General features: G+C 38.8%; 19 protein-coding genes and 1 pseudogene. All 20 read right to left on the bottom strand.

What is annotated here, in order from left to right:
- Positions 1 to 1,278, bottom strand: a complete 1,278-nt coding sequence (locus BI350_RS07340; protein WP_075527502.1) for a replicative DNA helicase — start codon at positions 1,276 to 1,278, stop codon at positions 1 to 3.
- Positions 1,279 to 2,067 (bottom strand): conserved phage C-terminal domain-containing protein, encoded by a 789-nt coding sequence (locus tag BI350_RS07335; RefSeq protein ID WP_075527501.1) that lies wholly within the window; start codon positions 2,065 to 2,067, stop codon positions 1,279 to 1,281. It abuts the gene before it with no gap.
- 825 nt (positions 2,068 to 2,892) lie between these two features.
- Complete coding sequence (locus BI350_RS07330) at positions 2,893 to 3,459, bottom strand: M15 family metallopeptidase (RefSeq protein ID WP_075527500.1); 567 nt, start codon at positions 3,457 to 3,459, stop codon at positions 2,893 to 2,895.
- 185 nt (positions 3,460 to 3,644) lie between these two features.
- Positions 3,645 to 4,013 (bottom strand): hypothetical protein, encoded by a 369-nt coding sequence (locus BI350_RS07325; RefSeq protein ID WP_075527499.1) that lies wholly within the window; start codon positions 4,011 to 4,013, stop codon positions 3,645 to 3,647.
- Between the two features lie 621 nt (positions 4,014 to 4,634).
- Positions 4,635 to 5,165 (bottom strand): tubby C-terminal domain-like protein, encoded by a 531-nt coding sequence (locus BI350_RS07315; protein WP_075527497.1) that lies wholly within the window; start codon positions 5,163 to 5,165, stop codon positions 4,635 to 4,637.
- 94 nt (positions 5,166 to 5,259) lie between these two features.
- On the bottom strand, positions 5,260 to 5,481 hold the full coding sequence (locus BI350_RS07310; RefSeq protein ID WP_075527496.1) for a hypothetical protein: 222 nt from the start codon (positions 5,479 to 5,481) through the stop codon (positions 5,260 to 5,262).
- Positions 5,482 to 5,558: 77 nt separating this feature from the next.
- A complete protein-coding gene (locus BI350_RS07305) occupies positions 5,559 to 6,143 on the bottom strand; it encodes a hypothetical protein (protein ID WP_082294988.1) in 585 nt (194 codons plus the stop codon).
- Between the two features lie 149 nt (positions 6,144 to 6,292).
- A complete protein-coding gene (locus BI350_RS07300; RefSeq protein ID WP_075527495.1) occupies positions 6,293 to 6,823 on the bottom strand; it encodes a tubby C-terminal domain-like protein in 531 nt (176 codons plus the stop codon).
- Positions 6,824 to 6,886: 63 nt separating this feature from the next.
- Positions 6,887 to 7,435: a Rossmann-fold NAD(P)-binding domain-containing protein gene (locus tag BI350_RS07295; protein WP_155767489.1), complete on the bottom strand. Its 549-nt coding sequence runs from the start codon at positions 7,433 to 7,435 to the stop codon at positions 6,887 to 6,889.
- A gap of 23 nt (positions 7,436 to 7,458) precedes the next feature.
- Positions 7,459 to 8,010 (bottom strand): GNAT family N-acetyltransferase, encoded by a 552-nt coding sequence (locus BI350_RS07290; protein ID WP_075527493.1) that lies wholly within the window; start codon positions 8,008 to 8,010, stop codon positions 7,459 to 7,461.
- 301 nt (positions 8,011 to 8,311) lie between these two features.
- Positions 8,312 to 8,473 (bottom strand): sporulation protein Cse60, encoded by a 162-nt coding sequence (locus tag BI350_RS16890; protein WP_155767488.1) that lies wholly within the window; start codon positions 8,471 to 8,473, stop codon positions 8,312 to 8,314.
- Between the two features lie 333 nt (positions 8,474 to 8,806).
- Positions 8,807 to 10,084 (bottom strand): MFS transporter, encoded by a 1,278-nt coding sequence (locus tag BI350_RS07285; protein ID WP_245698312.1) that lies wholly within the window; start codon positions 10,082 to 10,084, stop codon positions 8,807 to 8,809.
- Positions 10,085 to 10,563: 479 nt separating this feature from the next.
- Positions 10,564 to 12,009: a DEAD/DEAH box helicase gene (locus BI350_RS07280; protein ID WP_155767487.1), complete on the bottom strand. Its 1,446-nt coding sequence runs from the start codon at positions 12,007 to 12,009 to the stop codon at positions 10,564 to 10,566.
- A gap of 332 nt (positions 12,010 to 12,341) precedes the next feature.
- The gene (locus BI350_RS07275) at positions 12,342 to 12,854 is read right to left on the bottom strand and encodes a YfiT family bacillithiol transferase (RefSeq protein ID WP_075527490.1); all 513 of its coding nucleotides are present in this window, start codon (positions 12,852 to 12,854) and stop codon (positions 12,342 to 12,344) included.
- 171 nt (positions 12,855 to 13,025) lie between these two features.
- Positions 13,026 to 13,229, bottom strand: a complete 204-nt coding sequence (locus tag BI350_RS07270) for a cold-shock protein (protein WP_075527489.1) — start codon at positions 13,227 to 13,229, stop codon at positions 13,026 to 13,028.
- Between the two features lie 203 nt (positions 13,230 to 13,432).
- A pseudogene (locus BI350_RS17180) lies at positions 13,433 to 13,532 on the bottom strand (YfbR-like 5'-deoxynucleotidase); the annotation flags it as partial.
- A gap of 166 nt (positions 13,533 to 13,698) precedes the next feature.
- On the bottom strand, positions 13,699 to 15,363 hold the full coding sequence (locus BI350_RS07265) for an SLC13 family permease (protein WP_075527488.1): 1,665 nt from the start codon (positions 15,361 to 15,363) through the stop codon (positions 13,699 to 13,701).
- Between the two features lie 135 nt (positions 15,364 to 15,498).
- A complete protein-coding gene (locus BI350_RS07260) occupies positions 15,499 to 16,218 on the bottom strand; it encodes a response regulator (protein WP_075527487.1) in 720 nt (239 codons plus the stop codon).
- Positions 16,211 to 17,800, bottom strand: coding sequence for a DcuS/MalK family sensor histidine kinase (gene dcuS, locus BI350_RS07255; protein WP_075527486.1), 1,590 nt, complete (start codon positions 17,798 to 17,800; stop codon positions 16,211 to 16,213). Before dcuS ends, BI350_RS07260 begins: the two co-directional genes overlap by 8 nt.
- A gap of 168 nt (positions 17,801 to 17,968) precedes the next feature.
- Positions 17,969 to 18,568: an RpnC/YadD family protein gene (locus BI350_RS07250; RefSeq protein WP_075527485.1), complete on the bottom strand. Its 600-nt coding sequence runs from the start codon at positions 18,566 to 18,568 to the stop codon at positions 17,969 to 17,971.
- Positions 18,569 to 18,631: the final 63 nt, after the last annotated feature.

The following is an 18,631-nucleotide window of genomic DNA, read 5'->3' as shown; positions in this document are numbered from 1 at the left end:
TTACGCCATCCTTTCTGCATGCCAATTCATATTGTTCAGCATGCCTGTTTCTTTTACATATCGCACGGTCGCCGTTCCAGTCGGTCCGTTACGGTGTTTTGCAATATTAATTTCTAATAGATTCGGTTTTTCTGTGTCTTTGTCGTAGTAGTCATCTCGGTATAAAAACCCAATGACATCTGCATCTTGTTCTATATTTCCGGAGTCGCGTAAGTCGCTCATCATCGGCCTTTTATTATCTCGTGTTTCAACACCACGGTTTAGCTGTGAAAGACAAACAACCGGACAGTCAAATTCTTTTGCCATTTGCTTCAAGTCACTGCTAATTTGTCCGACGATTTCAGTCCGGTTGCCATATGGGAGATCACCTTGGATAATTTGTAAGTAATCTATGAAAATAATAGGTTTCAATTGTGGTTCAGTATTAATGATTTTTCTTGCTGCCGCTTTCATTTGTGATACTTTCAGCCCGGCTCGTTCATCGATATGGATATTGGCTGTGTCCAATCGACCGAGTACGGGCATCCAGGTCGACTTTTGCTCCTCGGAGAAATGTTGATAGGGATCGCGCATACGAAGCCGGTTATACCCACCTGTCGTGGCGATAAGTCTGTCGATCATTGATTTCTTACTCATTTCTAGTGAAAAGATAATGGGCTTATAACCGTTTAACCCGGCATGCAGTGCGAAATGATTTAATGTGTCTGTCTTTCCCATCGAAGGTCTTGCGGCAATGATAATAAGTTCTGCTGGTTGGAATCCGTCGAGTATTTTATCTAAGTCACATAACCCCGTTGTCACACCCGGCACATGTTCCATCGGTTCGTAAGGCCTTTCAGCCATGCGCACTAAATCCGTTTTAATACTCGTTTCGAGTCCTGCACTTCCTTCTTGTTCTAGATCCTCAAAAGCTTTTTGGATCGTCCCGATTTCCCAGTCTTCTTCTCTCGCCTGTACAAGGATTTTGTTTTTCTCACGATTTTTCCACGATTCTAGCATCACTTCAACATAGCTATCAAATTTTGTTGGATTCGTAAAACTTGTGAGGTCTGCCAAGTAATTTGCACCACCAAGGGCTGAAGGCTCCATCATTGTTAGGATTGTTACATAGTCTACTGGACGTCGATTCTCGATTAATTCTTGCATGCACTGAAAAATGTGTTTGTGAATTTGACTGACGAAGAAATCCACCTTGATCCCACTGTCAGTAATTAAATAGTTCTCGTTCAACATTGTGCCTAATACGCTTTTCTCAATTTGTTCACTACGCTTCGTCATTTACACTTCCCCCTTACTGAAATCTAGTTCAAATGGTTGTGCTACAGTGTGTACCGGTGGATTTCTTTTTTCAGTTGCCCCTCTGTACTCCTCCAAGTAATTCTCAAAATTTGTTGCATTGAACAATGTGGACGGGCGTAAATATTTATTCCAATGCGCATTGTGCAGCCATTCTGTTACTTTGTAGTCAATGACATTTTTGAAATCATCAAGTTCGTACCCTTCACGTAACCGGGCATTTACGTATCGCTCTGTCGCTTTCGAAGAAGCTTTAAAATGCTTACCGGTTTTTTCATTCAAATAATTAATAATCGACACGACGTCGGGATGCTTCCCGACAGTATCTTTTTTAATTCTTTTATTCTCTTTGGTTATAGGTAGGTCCAACTTGGCCTCACTAGACGAGTCACATTGACCTTTCTTAAGGGTGCATTGTGGACCACGCGTTTGGTCATTTTGGTCTGCCAAAAGTTCAATTTTCGAATAGTCAATCCGATACCATTTCGTCTTATCATTCACCATGCGATTATACGAGGATGTCGAAATGATGTACCCTTCATTTTCTAGCTTGCGGATAATTCTTTTGATCGTGGTGGTCGACCAAAATGGAAATTCTTCTACATGCCATTCATCGTAAGTTTTATAATGCCAAATATGCCCATCCCGCACTTTCTTCGAGATGAGCAATCTAAAATGTAATTGTTGTAAAAATATCGCCTCATTTAACCCAATTTTGGTCGCCAATGATGGTAGCACCTGTAGTGGTGATTCATTCAATAATAATTTCATAGTGATCCCCTTCCTTTTTCAAAAACATTTCTATCAAGCGTTTCTCGCCATGCATGACGTTTTTTGCATAGACGAATCGTGCTTGTCATCTTTTATATAGACCGTTCATTTGAAAAAGGATACATTTTGGGGAAAATAAAAAATCCGCCTCCAAAATGAATTAAATAATTTTGGGGACGGATACAGTTTTTTTTGAATTGTGTGAGTGATTAGTACTTTTATACGATAGGTTTAGAAGCGGTCGCGATTGTGGAATAAACTTCACTTTCATCTTCAACTAAAAAAGGACGCTAGATGAAGCAGAATAAGAAATGTTTAAAGTTAATTTCTACAATATTTTCTAAAGGTAATTAAATCGGGCAATATCAACAATAAGATTTTCTCTGTCCTTCTCCGTAATACCTTTTATGCGATGCACAATAAATATCGTCGTATCATTTTATTTTAATAATTGCATATACTATTTACAAAAAAAGACAATAGACCTTACTCATTTAAGCGAAGGTCTAAACAACAAAAGATTATTGCGCATTTCCGCAATGGTCTTTTGTCGGTTTCATTTAGGTATTCTTATATCCAAATACCTTTTTAATTCATCGTAAAAGTTTTCACGCCAGCCTATTAATATGTCTTGTCTAAGCCGCTCGATTTCCTCTTGCGACAAACACTAGTCTACTTCCCTGTCTTTTACATAAAACTAATATCCGAGCCTCTAAGATTAAAAAAACGACCCAAAATTCATATTTTAGAATTTTTAAGTCGACTATTTTTGGTATGGCTATTAATATTCTTTAAAAACCGAACGTTTTTCAGTTCCCTCTGTTATTAGCTCTGGGGTATTTTGGGACGTTTTCCTCCTTGTAGATTGTTAATGGTTAAGCCAAAATCCATCTGAAGATGAGGATAATCTTTAAAGCCGCGCCAGTCTCCTCCCCATTGAAAGCCCAGCTCCTTTGCAATTTCTGCTACCTCAAACCAGTCTGATTGTCCATTTCCGTTCCCATCATATTCAGTATCCCAGATTACATTACCATTCTCAAGCTGAAGAGCAAAATCGACGGCAAGGCCAAAGTTATGATAGGATTCGCCCCCCTCCGCATGAGTAACTATTTTTCCGGGAGTTCTTCTGCCCTTATCATAAAGCTTGTCTTGCTCATCAAACGAACGGTAATCATCTGTAATCAGGATTGCAATATCTTTTTCTGCTGTTTTTTCTTTTAAAATCTCCACCTTCTCCGCTACAATGGGGTGCAGTTCAGTTGGTAGAGTCTCTACATTTACTTCATATTCAACCTGGCCCGATAATTCAAGATTTCCCTTTATGAATAAGAAAGATTGAAATGCGACAAATGCAAAGAGTGATAACAGCAATAAATTCAGTAGTTTCTTCATAAGTTGTTATCCAATCCTTCTTAACGATTTTTCGACAAAATCTCTATGTTTAATTTAACATGAAAAGGACTAAAAAATAAACTTTTAAAAAATATTTGGAAAAAATTTCCAATCCCCAGGTGCATGTGCAAGGTTGAACTATGACAATACACTGTTCCGATTAAAAACCGAACAACACAATCTTCTTATTTTTCGTCGGTCCAAAGAACTTTCAATAAAAGTACTTTTTCATAGCTAGCAAGATTTTCAGGCAATTGACCATTTTCTCCTCGTAATGTTGGGATTACATCTTTCGTTGTCCCAGCCCATCCTGCTAGGTAAAGTGGCTGTTCTTTTGCTAACGTTACTTTATTGTCAATCAGCGCACCGTACACACTCGCCGTCATCCCCGTCTCATAAGTCGAGCTTCCCAATGAACCTCCTGGCGTACCAACTTCAAGTGTAAATTGCTGTTGTTCTTCCTCATTTTTCGTCTCAAACATGCCAAAGGAAATCAGTTCATTTTTAAAACTAGCATCCAGCATCCCGTACATCTTCAGCAGTTCTTCTTGCACTTACCATTCTCATACACTTTAGTGAAAGGTACCTGTGCGAAAAACTATTCAGACTATACGCTACAATTGTATACGCCTATGAAATGAAGTTGATTGTAACATTGTTAATAGACATTCCTTTCTAATACTTATACAGAACATTGAATTGTCATAATTGCATCGTGCACAGGTACTTATCACGAATGCATTGTTTGTAAACTGATATGCCGCCCCTAGAATTATAGTAATTAAGAAGGTGATAACAAAATAAATTGCAATTGTATGTCTTTCAATAAAAGGTTTACCATATTTTAAACGCATTATTATCCTCCTTCAACAAAATATAAACAGACTAGTTTTTGTCCATATTAATCTACAACTATTCTTCTTGGTTTTATGTTGTTGGACGTAATTTTCCATTCTTGGTTGTTTAAGGGTATAGTCCTATTAGTCCGTTAATTGAATAACCCAAAGCCGCCTTTGCCGCGCATCCTTAGAAAGTTAAACCACCACTCCTTGTTTAGCATGTAAAAAAATGCCCGCCCCCTAACATTTAAATTTAGGTAGCGGGCACGTGCGAAGTGTACCTTTGTGAATTCAAATATAGTAAATCAACACATAAATACAGACTTTTATTATGTACTAATAAACCAAACTCATTACATAATAAATACCAAGTAACTCCACGATTGTGAGATCCGACGTTTTAACTACAGTCTTTAACGATAGTGGGATTTTTTTCTCCACTGTAATCGTCGCACAGATGTCGTCATGTAAGCTAATTTTACAAGTCCGATTAAATGGGTCTTTTCTAAAAACATACTCTTTATTATTTTTGTGATAGACTAACCGTGGATTTGTACTAATCTTCGTTTTATCTTCTAACAAAAACTGGTTTTCTTGTACAGTATCTTTTAAAAAGATATCCCATTTTAATTTCAATAAATTCGATTTAAAAGACTGCTCCCTTATCTTCAAATAAGTATCATGATTCCCACCATCAATATTGACTGTTTCCAAAAAGGAAATTGTTAAAGGCGAATAATGAAGAAGTTTATCCCAGAAACTCTTATACGTTCTCTGGATAAAACCGACGCGCACACTATTTGCATCAATGATTTCAATTTGTTTCCCCGAATAATTCGACATTGGTAAAACCGTAAAATACTCCATGACATTCACCTTTTTCTAGGTACTTGATTGATTAAATGGCCAGATTCTAACACCACCTCATTCCATTATCGCGTCCATCTGCAGAGGATTGCTTTCACCATATAGTTTCAACTAGTTTGTAATAACCAAATGGTAAAACTGTTGCTATTGATAGACCAACCAAAATTGAAGAAGAAACTAAAAACCTGTATTTTTGTTTTGATATCTCTCTTCTATTAATAGCAATATTAAACGCCTTGATTAACGAATGAATTGTTATATAGACAATGACTATTGAAAAGAAACTCATTAAAAGATACACAATAAAAAATTCCATACTGTACCCTCCATTATTAAGCAATTCGAACCTTAAACCGAGACAAGCATAGCATCATATTCAATAAACAATGGGCTTTACTTTTCATCTGTCCAAAGAACTTTCAATAAAAGTACTTTTTCATAGCTAGCAAGATTTTCAGGCAATTGACCATTTTCTCCTCGTAATGTTGGGATTACATCTTTCGTTGTCCCAGCCCATCCTGCTAGGTAAAGTGGCTGTTCTTTTGCTAACGTTACTTTATTGTCAATCAGCGCACCGTACACACTCGCCGTCATCCCCGTCTCATAAGTCGAGCTTCCCAATGAACCTCCTGGCGTACCAACTTCAAGTGTAAATTGCTGTTGTTCTTCCTCATTTTTCGTCTCAAACATGCCAAAGGAAATCAGTTCATTTTTAAAACTAGCATCCAGCATCCCGTACATCTTCAGCAGTTCTTCTTTCAACTTTCCATTCTCATACACTTCAACGGAGAATTGTAAATCGGCATTATCTAAGTGCCCATTGATTTTGAAATAATCAATGGAGAATACACCCGTTCGTTCAATGAGCAGTTGTTCCTTCTCGGTCAATTCATACGGCCCAATCGTTAACTTATTCCCACCCGGCGAACACGCTGCCAATGTAACTAGCGCTAACATTACCATCATTAGTTTTTTCAATCTATTCAACTCCTGACCCATCTTCCTTATTATACTACGGAGTCTTCCGAAAAGTGATACGCACTCATTTCTCTGATTGCAAACACTTTTTACAATTCTTTCGAACGCAAGCCCGGCACATAGGCACCCATTCTATTTCAAAATATGTATTAATAAGCCAAACTGATTACAAAATAAATACCAAGTAACTCCAAAATTGTAAGGTCATTCGTCTTCACGACAGCCTTTAACGACAGTGGAATTTTTTTCTCCACTCTAATCGTTGCACAGATTTCATCGTTTACACTAATTTTACAAGTGCGATTAAATAGATCTTTTCTAAAAACATATTTATTATTATTTTTGTGATAGACCATACGTGTATTTGTACTAATCTTCGTTTTATCTTCTAACAAAAACTTACTTTTTGTAGTAGTATCTTCTAAAAATATATCCCATTTTAATTTCAGTAAATTTGATTTAAAAGACTGCTCTCTTATCTTTAAATGAGTACCATTACTTTCACCATCAATATTGATTGTTTCCAAAAAAGAAATTACTACCGGAGAATAATGAATCAATTTATCCCAGAAATTTTTATACGTTCGCTGAATATAACCGACATGAATATGTTGTGAATCAATAATTCTGATATGTTTCCCCGAATAATTCCACATTGGTATAACCGTAAAATACTCCATGATATTCACCTTTTTCTAGATACTTGTTTCAATAAATTGGCCAGATTATTGTCAGCTTATCATTTAATAATTTGGACGCTTTTCATAGGGATGAAGCCTTCCAATGATGGATTCAGCTTTCTCATCTTGAATGCTCTTGATTACACCTTCCGCTATTTCATTATTTGTTAACCACCTGGACTGATTTCCTTCAATAATAAAACCTAAATAAATACTACTATGCGTACAATTCGATGGTACATTTAAGATGTCATCATTAAAATATCTTCTACTTCCCTTTACCTGGTACAACTTCCAATCATCAATGTATTCAGAAACCAATTTATTTACGATATCTAATGATTGCTTTGAAGGTATCCAGCTTATAACTAATGATATCGGACCGTTTTGTTGAATGGCCTTTCTTACCTTGTCTTCTAATAGTGAATGATTGTTGTAATCCAAACTCAAATTATTGATTAAGGTAGGGTCAGCCGCTTTCTTCACTAAATGGTGGTGTCTTTGTTTACTTCTTCCTATTACAGAAACCCGATAGCCTATTTCCGTTAGCCAAAGAGAAACAGCTGACAGCATACCTGTGCCACCTATGACGAGTGCATGCTTTTGCGTCAATGAAAACACCTCGCAACTAATTTTTATTTCCTTACTATTCCTTTTTCACACATTTTAAGTAATGAATACACATATGTATCGTGTGCTTTCCCGTTTTGATACATATAGTCTTTCAAAACGCCTTCTTTTTGAAAACCGATTTTAGTTAACAACTTATTGGATGGTACATTTTCAATAAATACTACAGCACCTATTCGCGTTAAATCCATTTCCTCAAAACCATAAGAAATAACCTTTAATACTGCTTCCGTTATGTACCCTTTTCTCCATTCATTTGGATGTATTTCATAACCAATTTCAGCTCGCTTATGCTTAGGTGACCAAGCGTTGAAGCCTATTGTTCCAATGATACCTTGAGTTCCTTTTCGCTCAATTCCCCAACGTATACCTCTTTTTTCACGATGATTTTTCGAGAAAAAGTCTACGAACTCTTCTGCTTGTTCAAGATGCTCTAATGTTTCTTGTCCATAGAAACGTGTAACATCGTTACTAGAAAAACAAGCAAAAATCCCCTTTGCATCTTCCTTCTTAATTTCTCGTAATAGTAACCTCTCAGTTTCTAAAATCGGAAACACTTTATCCCATCCTTTATTTTGTTTTTAATTTCTGATCGCGGAACTACCAGGCATGAATAGGTGGTGACATTACTACCGATTACGGTCCTTTTCTCTGATTGATTTTATAACCTTCGTTATTCCGCCAAAGACAATTAGACAAACGATCATTGTGATAATAATGACTGGATTTATGTATTTTAAAAGAATCACAAAGAGAATAAAAAGCAGGAATATTACTAGATAAAAAATAAACTTTTTCAAAAATACACCTCCAGTTTTCTAATCCATTCAGAATTGATGTTATTTCCCAATTCGTCAGTCATTCGTTTGTTTTTTCTTTGTAAATAACCATCGCACTAAAAAAGAAGATGGGAGATGCATATTTTATGTCAATAATTTCGATAGAATGGTTGCTTAAAAAATCATTAACTTTCTTATCCATTTTTGATTCTGACCATGATTGGAATGTCTTTACTTTCATTTAATCTCTCTCCTTATCCATTTAAATTCCTGATTTTTGTCTTTCATTCTAATAACCCAATCCTTAGGTATCCCTTGTTAATCATATTATCTCTTATACGAATTATTCAGAAAAACGTTTCAAAAAGTTTTAAAAATAGTGCGCGCACAAAAAAATGCCTGCCACCTAAACAGTTAAATTTAAGTAGCGGGCACGTACTAATATTATTTATTAATAAAAATCCGTAGGAACCTAACACAAATCAAGTCCCCAAAATATCGGCTTGAGATAAACAAGACAAGTTGTTGTCGATGCCACGTGTGGCAACGGGATAATGGAACCCGCGACACTAATTTATTTAACATTCCGTGACCATAACACAGCAGGAATGAGCACGAGTGATAAAACACCACCGCCCATTGATAGAATCCCAAAACTACCAACAGCAACTATAACTCCCGACAATACTCCACCTATTGCCCCCGACAAAGCGATGAAGACGTCGACAGTTCCCTGCGTTTTAGCGCGTGTGGAGAGAACAGTCGAATCAACAATGAGCGCAGTTCCACTAATCAATCCGAAGTTCCAGCCAATTCCAAGTAAGATAAGCGCGATTGTGATCATTAATAAAGAGTCACCAGGCGCGAATGCAGCCAAAAGACCAGTGATACATAATGTGATTCCCGCTACAACGGCCATCGTCATCCTTCCTAGTTTATCGACTAATATCCCCGTCAGCGGCGATGGCAGATACATGCCCGCAATGTGGAGACCTATCACCATACCGATTTGTTGCATAGTGAATCCATATTCACCCATGTAAACCGGCGTCATCGTCATAATTGCCACCATAACGATTTGTGAAATCACCATAACAGTTGCCCCGAGAAAGACACCGCGCTTATTGGCAGTACCTTCATCAGCGGATGCCTTTTCTTCAATAGACATGTTGTGATTGTCTATAGTATGTGCAGCAGCAACTGCTTTGGAGACGACTAATGGATCAGGGCGCAAGAAAATAAGTGGTACTAAACCGGCTAAAATGTAAGCAACAGCAGCGAGAATAAATGGACCTGCTAAAGACGGAATCCCAATCGAAACAGCAAAATCTCCCATCACATCTACCAAGTTCGGACCAGCAACAGCTCCGAATGTGGTTGCTACCATGGCTAGACTGACGGCAGTGCCTCGCTGTTTCGCCGTGGCCAAATCTGTCCCAGCATAGCGCGCCTGCAGGTTTGTAGCCGTACCTGAGCCATAAATCAATAATGAACCAAACAATAGCAGTATGCTTTGAGTCATCGTTGCAAGAATGACACCGATTGCACCAATACCTCCCGCTATGAATCCGACAGCTAGGCCCAATCGTCGGCTGAAACGTTGCGATAAGCGGCCCACTAACATAGCCGCCCCGGCAGAACCGAGTGTAAACAATGCAATGGGCAGTCCTGCAAAACTTTCCGTTCCCAATATATCAATAGCGATTAATGCGCCTACTGTAATACCAGCTGCCAGTCCTGCACCTCCCAAAATTTGTGCAAAGATGACAGTCCACAGAGTCCGCCGGTAGAGTTGTTGTTGTTTTAGTGGGGAATTTATATAATTTTTCACCGAGGCAGAATTAGTTTGCACGGTGTTGACGTCACTTTCAAACTTTGACAATTAATTGAATCCACCTTCCTGTTATATCCAATGCATTTTCATCTATTCTAAGTTAGATTCTCTTCTAATATTACTCCTTTCTACTTTCCCACTTTTAAGCACAAGTTACCTTATTTATGATAAATTGTTAAAAATGGTATGTTTATATAAGCTAATAAATAAATGGGGTGATTTGTATGGAAAAGGTAAAATCCGCAAAACACATAAGATTTGGGACTGTTGGAGACTCGCCTTATACACAGAAAGTTAAAAATAATAATCAGCAAATTATTGAAAGTATAAAGTTTGTAAAAAACGGCCGACTAAGTATTTCAAAAATGTTTTTTTAACAAAAATAGCAAAAGACCCTTGCTAATTTCGGCAATGGTCTTTTGTTGTTTAAACATGTATATATATCTAATTGGATCTTTAATGATTGAAACGATTGTTATTTGATGGTTATTTTCCAATCATTTCCTCGCCTTATGCACCTTCAACCGTTTCCCTTTTACCGTTTTCTCCTTCATCGCATCCAAAACAAGTTGGCCTTTGCCATTCAATATATCAATATACGTCTCGGTATCTTGAATTTTGATAATGCCGATATCTTCACCGGAAATGCCGGGGATGCTTGTAATTGTACCGACAAAGTCGAATGCGCGGAGTTTTTTCCTTTTACCGCCGTTAAAGTACAACTTCAAGATATCCTTGTTCACCCGTGCACTTTTGCTCTTTTTCAATTGGGGACGTTTTTCCAGCTTTTCGGTGAATGCATCCATCGCTGCGTCCACTGCTTGTGATGTCGGTGCATCCCGGCGCTCGATTTCAAAGCCGATGTATGCTTCGATTTCCGCTAGCACGTGATTTTCACGGGGTGTGACGAATGAAATCGCCGTCCCATTTCTGCCTGCTCTTCCAGTTCTGCCGACACGATGCACGTAACTTTCATTTTCAAGCGGAATATCGTAATTGATCACATGGGTAATATGATCGATGTCGATGCCTCGTGCCGCAACATCCGTGGCGACGAGATAGCGGAACCCACCGCTTTTGAAATCATCCATCACGGCGAACCGATCCTCCTGGGTCATTCCACCGTGTAGCTGATTGCATGGATAATAGTGCTTCTCCAGCTGTTCCGTCACTTCATCGACCCGATCTTTCGTCCGGCAGAAAATGATACAGCTGTCGGGGTTTTGTACGACAGTTACATCGCGTAATAAATCGGGCTTTTCCTGTTCTTTCACGACGATTACAGAATGGTCAATCTGGTCCGTTAACGTGACAGTTGACGCAATCTCGATACTTTTTGGTTCTGTCATATATTGACGACATAATCTGTCGATATCTTCTGGAAGCGTCGCTGAAAACAGCATCGTTGTCCTGTCTTTTGGGAGTGCCTCCATAATCGCTTCAACTTGATCAATAAATCCCATATTGAGCATTTCGTCCGCTTCATCGAGAACGAAATACTTAATTTCAGAAAGCACGAGCGTTCCGCGCTCGATATGATCCAAAACACGCCCCGGAGTCCCAACAACGATGTGGCATTTTTGCCTTAGCTCTTCTTGTTGAAAACGAAACGGATGCTTCCCGTACACGGCCGCCGCCTTAATCCGCTTGAAACGGCCGATATTCGTTACATCTTCCTTCACTTGATCCGCAAGTTCCCGCGTCGGAGTCAAAATCAGCGCTTGCGGTTTGTTCTCTTCCCACGCCACCATCTCACAAATTGGAATTGCGAAAGCCGCCGTCTTTCCGCTTCCTGTCTGCGATTTAACAATCAAATCAGTCCGCTCCAACGCTGTCGGAATCACCTTCTCTTGAACTTCTGTCGGTTCCGTATAGCCTAGCTGGTCCAGCGCCCGATTAATTTCTTTACTTAAACGATAATCTTGAAATGCCATGTTTTTCAACCTCTCTATTCTTCATTCATTATCGCATGAAATTGATGGAGATGACCACTTTATCGAAAGGAGATTGTTATAAAATTTATTCTACGCTGTTGTCGTATTGCAATACTTCCTTTCTGTAAATTCTCCCTATCCTATTTAAAAAAGAGAATCCATTGAAGGATTCCCATTAGAAAATTGTTTATAATGATCAGGATAAACACCAAGCAGGAATTGAAATTTGTAGCTCATGACAACGTGAAATAAATAATTACTCCTAGAAACAATCTAGCTATTTATTCTAACCAAAGCCAATTGTCTCTATGAGTGCCGTTCCGCAAAACACCCTACATATTTCACGATTTAGATAATGCGATTTTTATATGCGCTAAATGGTGTTCTTCGTGCCAAGCCAATTTGGCAACTTTTGTCGCAACTGTGATTTCACCGTTTGTCTGATGCGTAAAAACGCGCTCTAATTGCGCCGTAGTTAAATAGTTACCTAATGATACAATGCGCTCATTGATTCCTTCTAGCATTTTAATAGAACTTTCTACAGGAAGACTTGTATCTGGTTGAACAGCCCACTTTTCATGTTCAAATGCTGGTACTGTTGGATTTTCATCTGTTAAAGCTAGCTTCAAACGTTGATACATGTTCAACTGTGAATCTGCAATGTGATGAACAAGTTGACGAACTGTCCAGCTCCCATCACGATATGTTCTGCCTAATTCCTCTTCCCCTAATACATCGACAGTTTCTCTTAATCGAGTCGTGTAGGTTTCAATTTCCTTTAGCCATTCTTGAATATTTTCCAACGTTACTTTTTCTGGAACTTGTAATTTCCCAATTGGATATCTTACGTCCATTTTCCATCCCTCTCCCCTATTCGTAATGAAGTCCACAGTCACAAAAACGATCGCAACAGAATCTTATCCAATTATTTTGCCTTTCCGGTTAATCTGACACAGATTGCTAATAAAAAAACAAATTTAATCATATAAAAAAAGACCCTATACGGGGTCATTTTCCAGCTATTATTAAGCTGCTGTTTGAACGTTTGTAGCTTGTAGGCCACGTTGTCCTTGTTCAATATCAAACGTTACACTTTGACCTTCATCTAAAGATTTGAAACCTTCGCTTTGAATTGCTGAGAAATGTACGAATACATCCTCTCCTTCTTCACGCTCGATGAATCCAAAACCTTTTTCTGCATTAAACCACTTCACTGTACCTGTTTCCATAATTATTGCCTCCTGGTGCGGATATCCACACAATGTTACTATCTTTGTTCAATACCTTAGATGAAAGACAAATCTCTTCTCAAGCTGAAAGGAACAAAAATAACTCTTTCTAAGTATACCAGATAGATAATGAAAAAGATAGAGAATAGTTAGACTCTTATTTCTAGTGAAAATATTGGAATCTACATGTAACATAAAGTGCTTTCTTTCGAAGCATATTTTACAGGTGCCTTTACATCTCCTGTAAAAAGTTTCGCGTAGTCATGGTAATGCCTTTTCATAGAGGATTCTCCAATTCACTTTTTGTCTGGACTACTCTTCGACTGTAATTTCAACTAAAGTATGCTGGAAAGTGATGACGATCACCACCTAACCAAGAACTTAAGGTCTGGGTAGTTTTTAAATAATATCGATTTAAAAAAGTGCCCGTCACCCAAATAGTCAAATTCAGGTGACGAGCACATGCATTTTATTTCATAAAATTAGCAGGTACGCTATTCAAATCAATTCCCCAAACAACTGGCATCAAATAAGCAATGACCAATACAATTAAGAATAAAGCAAACAAGTTCACAAAGAATCCAACCCGTACCATTTCCACAATTCTAATTTTCCCAGTACCGAAGATAATCGCATTTGGCGGTGTGCCGACTGGCAACATGAATGCACAGTTTGCGGCCATTGCAGCAGGGATCATTAATGCAAATGGGTGAATGTTTAAGGCTAGGGCAAGTGCCGCTAGAACTGGTAGAATCATCGTTGCAGTTGCCGTATTCGAAGTAATCTCGGTTAATGCAAGAACGAGCAACGTCGAAAGTGTAATGATTAACAACATATTAAAGCCATCTAATAGCGTTAATTGTCCACCGATCCATTCGGATAATCCCGTTTGACGGAAACCTGCTGCGATGGCAAGTCCACCGCCGAATAGTAACAGAATACCCCATGGAATTTCTTTCGAGTCTTTCCACTCAAGAATGCGGCTGCCATATTTCTTAGAGGTCGGAATCGCGAATAAAAGTGCTGTCGCGATAATGGCGATTTGACCATCTTTTAAATCAGGTAAGAGGTCGAGCCAAATAAATTCTCTCGTAATCCACATGAACGCCGCAAAGATGAAAACGCCGGCGACTACTCTTTCCTCATGGATGACTTTTCCGAGCGCTTTACGTTCTTCTTGAATAACTTCTTGTCCGCCCGGAAGTCCTTGTATGCTCATCTTAAAGACGAACCTTCCTAAATAGATCCAAGTTGAAATGATCAGTAAAAGAACAATCGGTACTGCAATTAACATCCAGTTTGCGAAAGATATCTCTACATCGAAAAGTTCTTTCACTTGTGCGGCAAGAATAATATTTGGCGGTGTCCCGATAAGTGTTCCGAGTCCCCCAATCGTTCCCGCGTACCCGATTCCGAAAATTAATGCTTTCTCGAACTTCGGAATCTCTTGCTCTTCAGGTCTTCCTTTCAAAGCTGCAGCAACTTGCGCAGTAATCGCAAGGCCCATCGGAATCATCATCATAACGGCTGCTGTATTGGATACCCACATCGATAGAAAAGCTGTCGCTGTCATGAATCCAAGTAAAATGCGTTGCGTACTCGTTCCAATGAAAGAAATGATTGCCAACGCCATACGCTTATGTAAATTCCATTTTTCCATTGCTGTTGCGATAAAGAAGCCGCCTAGGAATAGATAGATAATATCGTTCCCATAAGCTGCCGTAACTGCCCCACTTTCAAGTGCCCCCGTAGCCGGTAACAAGAAGATTGGCAGTAACGAGGTAACTGGAATCGGAATCGCTTCCGTAATCCACCACGTTGCCACCCATAACGTCACCGCAAGCACTGCTTTTGCTTCTGCGGATAAACCTTCTGGTGAAAAGAACATAACCGTTAATAAGAATAAGAGCGGCCCAAGAATCAGCCCTACTATTTGTGCAGTCGAATAAGACTTCTTATTGTATGGATTCTCCGATTCTCGTGGCGGTTCGTTCTTCCCTGTCCCTTTTGACTGGTCATCATTCTTTTTAACTTTTTCTACATCTTTTGTATATGAAAAAAAGTTAAGTAATTTTTTCGTCTGGTCATGCGAGCGCCAAAGCCCTTGCCAGACAGTTGAAACCATTGCCTTCAAAATATAACCCCCTTATGTAAGCGTTTGCCTAGATGTTAACAATAATGACATATTTGATGAAAGAATAGGTTCTGTAAGTAAGTAAAACGTTTTGTAAATAAAAAAAGCAAGACACAATGATGAATTTGCGTCTTGTCATTCATTTATTAAGGACTTTAAAATCGAGACTTTTTCAGGTTTTAAGATAAATCGATGTAAAGGTCGGCCCGTTTCTTGATAAATCACTTCAACATGTAATAGGTTCATTTCTGCTAAATGGTTAATGTACTTCCTCACGGAGACGCGCGATATACCCGTCTCCATCGCTAAATCAGCAGCTGAAAATGAAGCGCGTTCCCGCTTTAAAATTTGATTTACAATCATCGATAATGTTCTAGTCGTCAGTCCTTTTGGCAATTCATGTGGACGTGCTGATGGCTCTTTTTTTGATTTCAGAAAAAATGAATCGACTTCATTCTGACTTACATTCGTAATATCTTTCATCATACTTCGCTGTTGTGCATAATTTGTGAGCGCCTCTTGAAATCGTTCAAAACTGAATGGTTTGATTAAATAATCGACTGCCCCATAATGAAGGGCCGTTTGGACGGATTGCTGATCATTTGCGGCTGTGATAATCATAACATCAACGGATATGTCTTCTCGCCGTAGGTCTTGCAACAATTCAAGACCTGTTTTATCGCCCATATAGACATCTAATAAAATCAGGTCAACTTTCACGGATTGGCAGTATGCCCAGCCTTCTTCAGCATTTTCAGCAATTCCCGCCAATGAAAAGCCTGGAATGCTTTCCAAATAAATGGCGTTAAACTTCGCAACCATGGGATCATCTTCAATTATTAATACGTTAATCATGCATGTCCCCCTCGTATGGAATTTTCACGTTAAATTCTGTTCCTGTGTCTTTTGAAGTCGTTACTTTTATTGTACCACCTAATTCGGTTAATGCTTTATTGATTAAATAAAGTCCGTACCCGCGATTTTCTCCTTTTGTTGAAATACCTATTTTAGATGCTTCAGATTCATTTATTCCAGGCCCGTTGTCCCGAATTGTGAAGAAGAAAAAGTTGTCTTCGTAATTAATGATCATCTCAATATGCGCAAAAATCTGCTCTCGTACGGCTTCACATGCATTATCAAAAAGGTTTCCAAGGATCGTAATGATTTTATCCATATGCGCGATATTTTTTAGTACCGGAAGTGGACGCTCTCCAGTTATGTCGATTTCAATATCAAAATTTCGTGCTTCACTTAATTTATTGACCAAATAACCTGAGAGGACTGGGTCTTTAATTAAACGAGATACTGTTCCGACTTCCTGTTGATAGGCATTGGAAATATAGGTCGTATACTCTTTGAGTTCATCATACGATTTTGTATGGACCATCGCGGAAATGATGTGCAGTTTATTCATAAATTCATGCGTTTGTACGCGAAGGATTTCCGCGAAGCTTTTCGCACTCGAAAGCTGCTCAACTAAAGAAGTCAGCTCCGTTTTGTCCCTGAATGTGGCAAGTGCGCCGACAATTTTTCCATTTAATATGACAGGTACTCGATTAACGACGATTTCGATGCCGTTTAAATTTCGCTCTTGATCCAGCTCGGCATTTCCAGTTTGAAGGACTTCTTTTAACGCTGACAGTAGCGGAAATGCGTCTGCCTGCTGACCGATTAAGCTTTCTGTAATGCCAGCTTTTTGAAAGATTTGATTCGCCGCTTGATTGGCGACGATAATTTCCGCTTTGTCATTCATCGCAATAATGCCTTCTTTTACGGATTCAAGCATCGCATCTCGCTCACCTAATCGTTTGGCAATTTCGTCGGGCTCGAGACCGTATAAAGTTTTCTTCACTTGTCTTGCCAATAAGAAAGCACCGATGATCCCAATGAGTAATCCAACACCTATCGCGATGTATGTTGTTTTTAAGCTTTCAAAGACAGCCACTTGAATATTTTCGGTTAATACACCCACTGACACAACGCCGACTAACTCATGTTCATGATAGATGGGCACAAATGCACGCAATGACTCCCCGAGAGTCCCGTGCGCGGTGGATGTGTAACTCTCACCCTCATAGGCACGAGTCTCGTCGCCACCAACGAAGTACTCCCCAACCCGCTCCCCCACTGGATGTGACAAGCGGATATGTTCTTTGTTAAGCACGACGATATACTCAACACCCGTTTCTTCTTGTACATTTTTCGTGAACGTTTGAATCTTATCCAGGGATTCCTGGCCAATTAATCCATCTTGAACAAGCTGTGTATGACTAATCGTCTTCGCCAAATCCATCACTTTATTCGCATGGAATTCCTTTGAATTTGTGATTGCTTTACTGCCAATTAAATAAGCCGTCACCGCAATCGCAATGAGGACAACCGTACAAACTAAAACGGTTAACTTCGTTTGAAGGCTGACATTTTTATTTCTAAACATGGTTGTATTTTCTCCTATTCAATCAATCTTATCTGTTGTAACGTAGCGGCAATTCACAGTTTTGTCAACGATGAATAGGATAACAGTTAGCAGATGGTGAAGATTTCAAGTACAGAAAAAGCCCAATATGCTTTCGTCACATTGGGCATTTCTCTCATATTTCTTCATTCAAATTAAGTTCCTTAACTGCTCGATTGTCTCTTTATCTAAATGGGTAACTTTTGCGATAAATTCAGTAGATAGTCCCTCTTTCAGCATTTCAAGAACGATCTCTTTTTTTGCTTCTGCTGCGCCTTGTGCAATCCCCTGTTCAATCCCCCGTTCAATGCCTTTTCGCATTCCCCTTTCTTCCCAAGAGTTTGGAAGTAACGTGAATTCTTCCGGGTTCTCTGATTCACTTATTTCTCGCATGAGTTTTTCCTCCTCTTTTTCATCTAAAACTAAATATTGCTCAAAAAATCCGTTGATGAATCTTGCACGTGCTGGGTTTAACTGCATGTGAACCATCATACGTAAAAATTCCATTTTGACTTGTACTTTTTCTTTTTTTGTATAGTTCATTTTGCTAAGCAATGCTGCCGCCACAGGATTGTTTGACTTAATATAATCCCGCCAGTTCATTTTACTTAATTCTACCATAAGAAAATTGAATGTTAAAACTTGAAAGATTGGAAACTCGATTGTAAATTGGTTTTGTATTGTTCGTTGTTCATCAAAGCTAAATACTGCAATGGGCAATATTGGTTTTTGGTATTTATTATAAAGCAAGCTAAAGAGTTTTACTTTTCAAAACAACCGCAAAACAATATTTCAAACGTGGATTAGTCAAGT

This window comes from Sporosarcina ureilytica (genome assembly GCF_001753205.1).
Classification (GTDB): domain Bacteria; phylum Bacillota; class Bacilli; order Bacillales_A; family Planococcaceae; genus Sporosarcina; species Sporosarcina ureilytica.
This window is presented reverse-complemented; position numbering and strand designations above follow the sequence as displayed.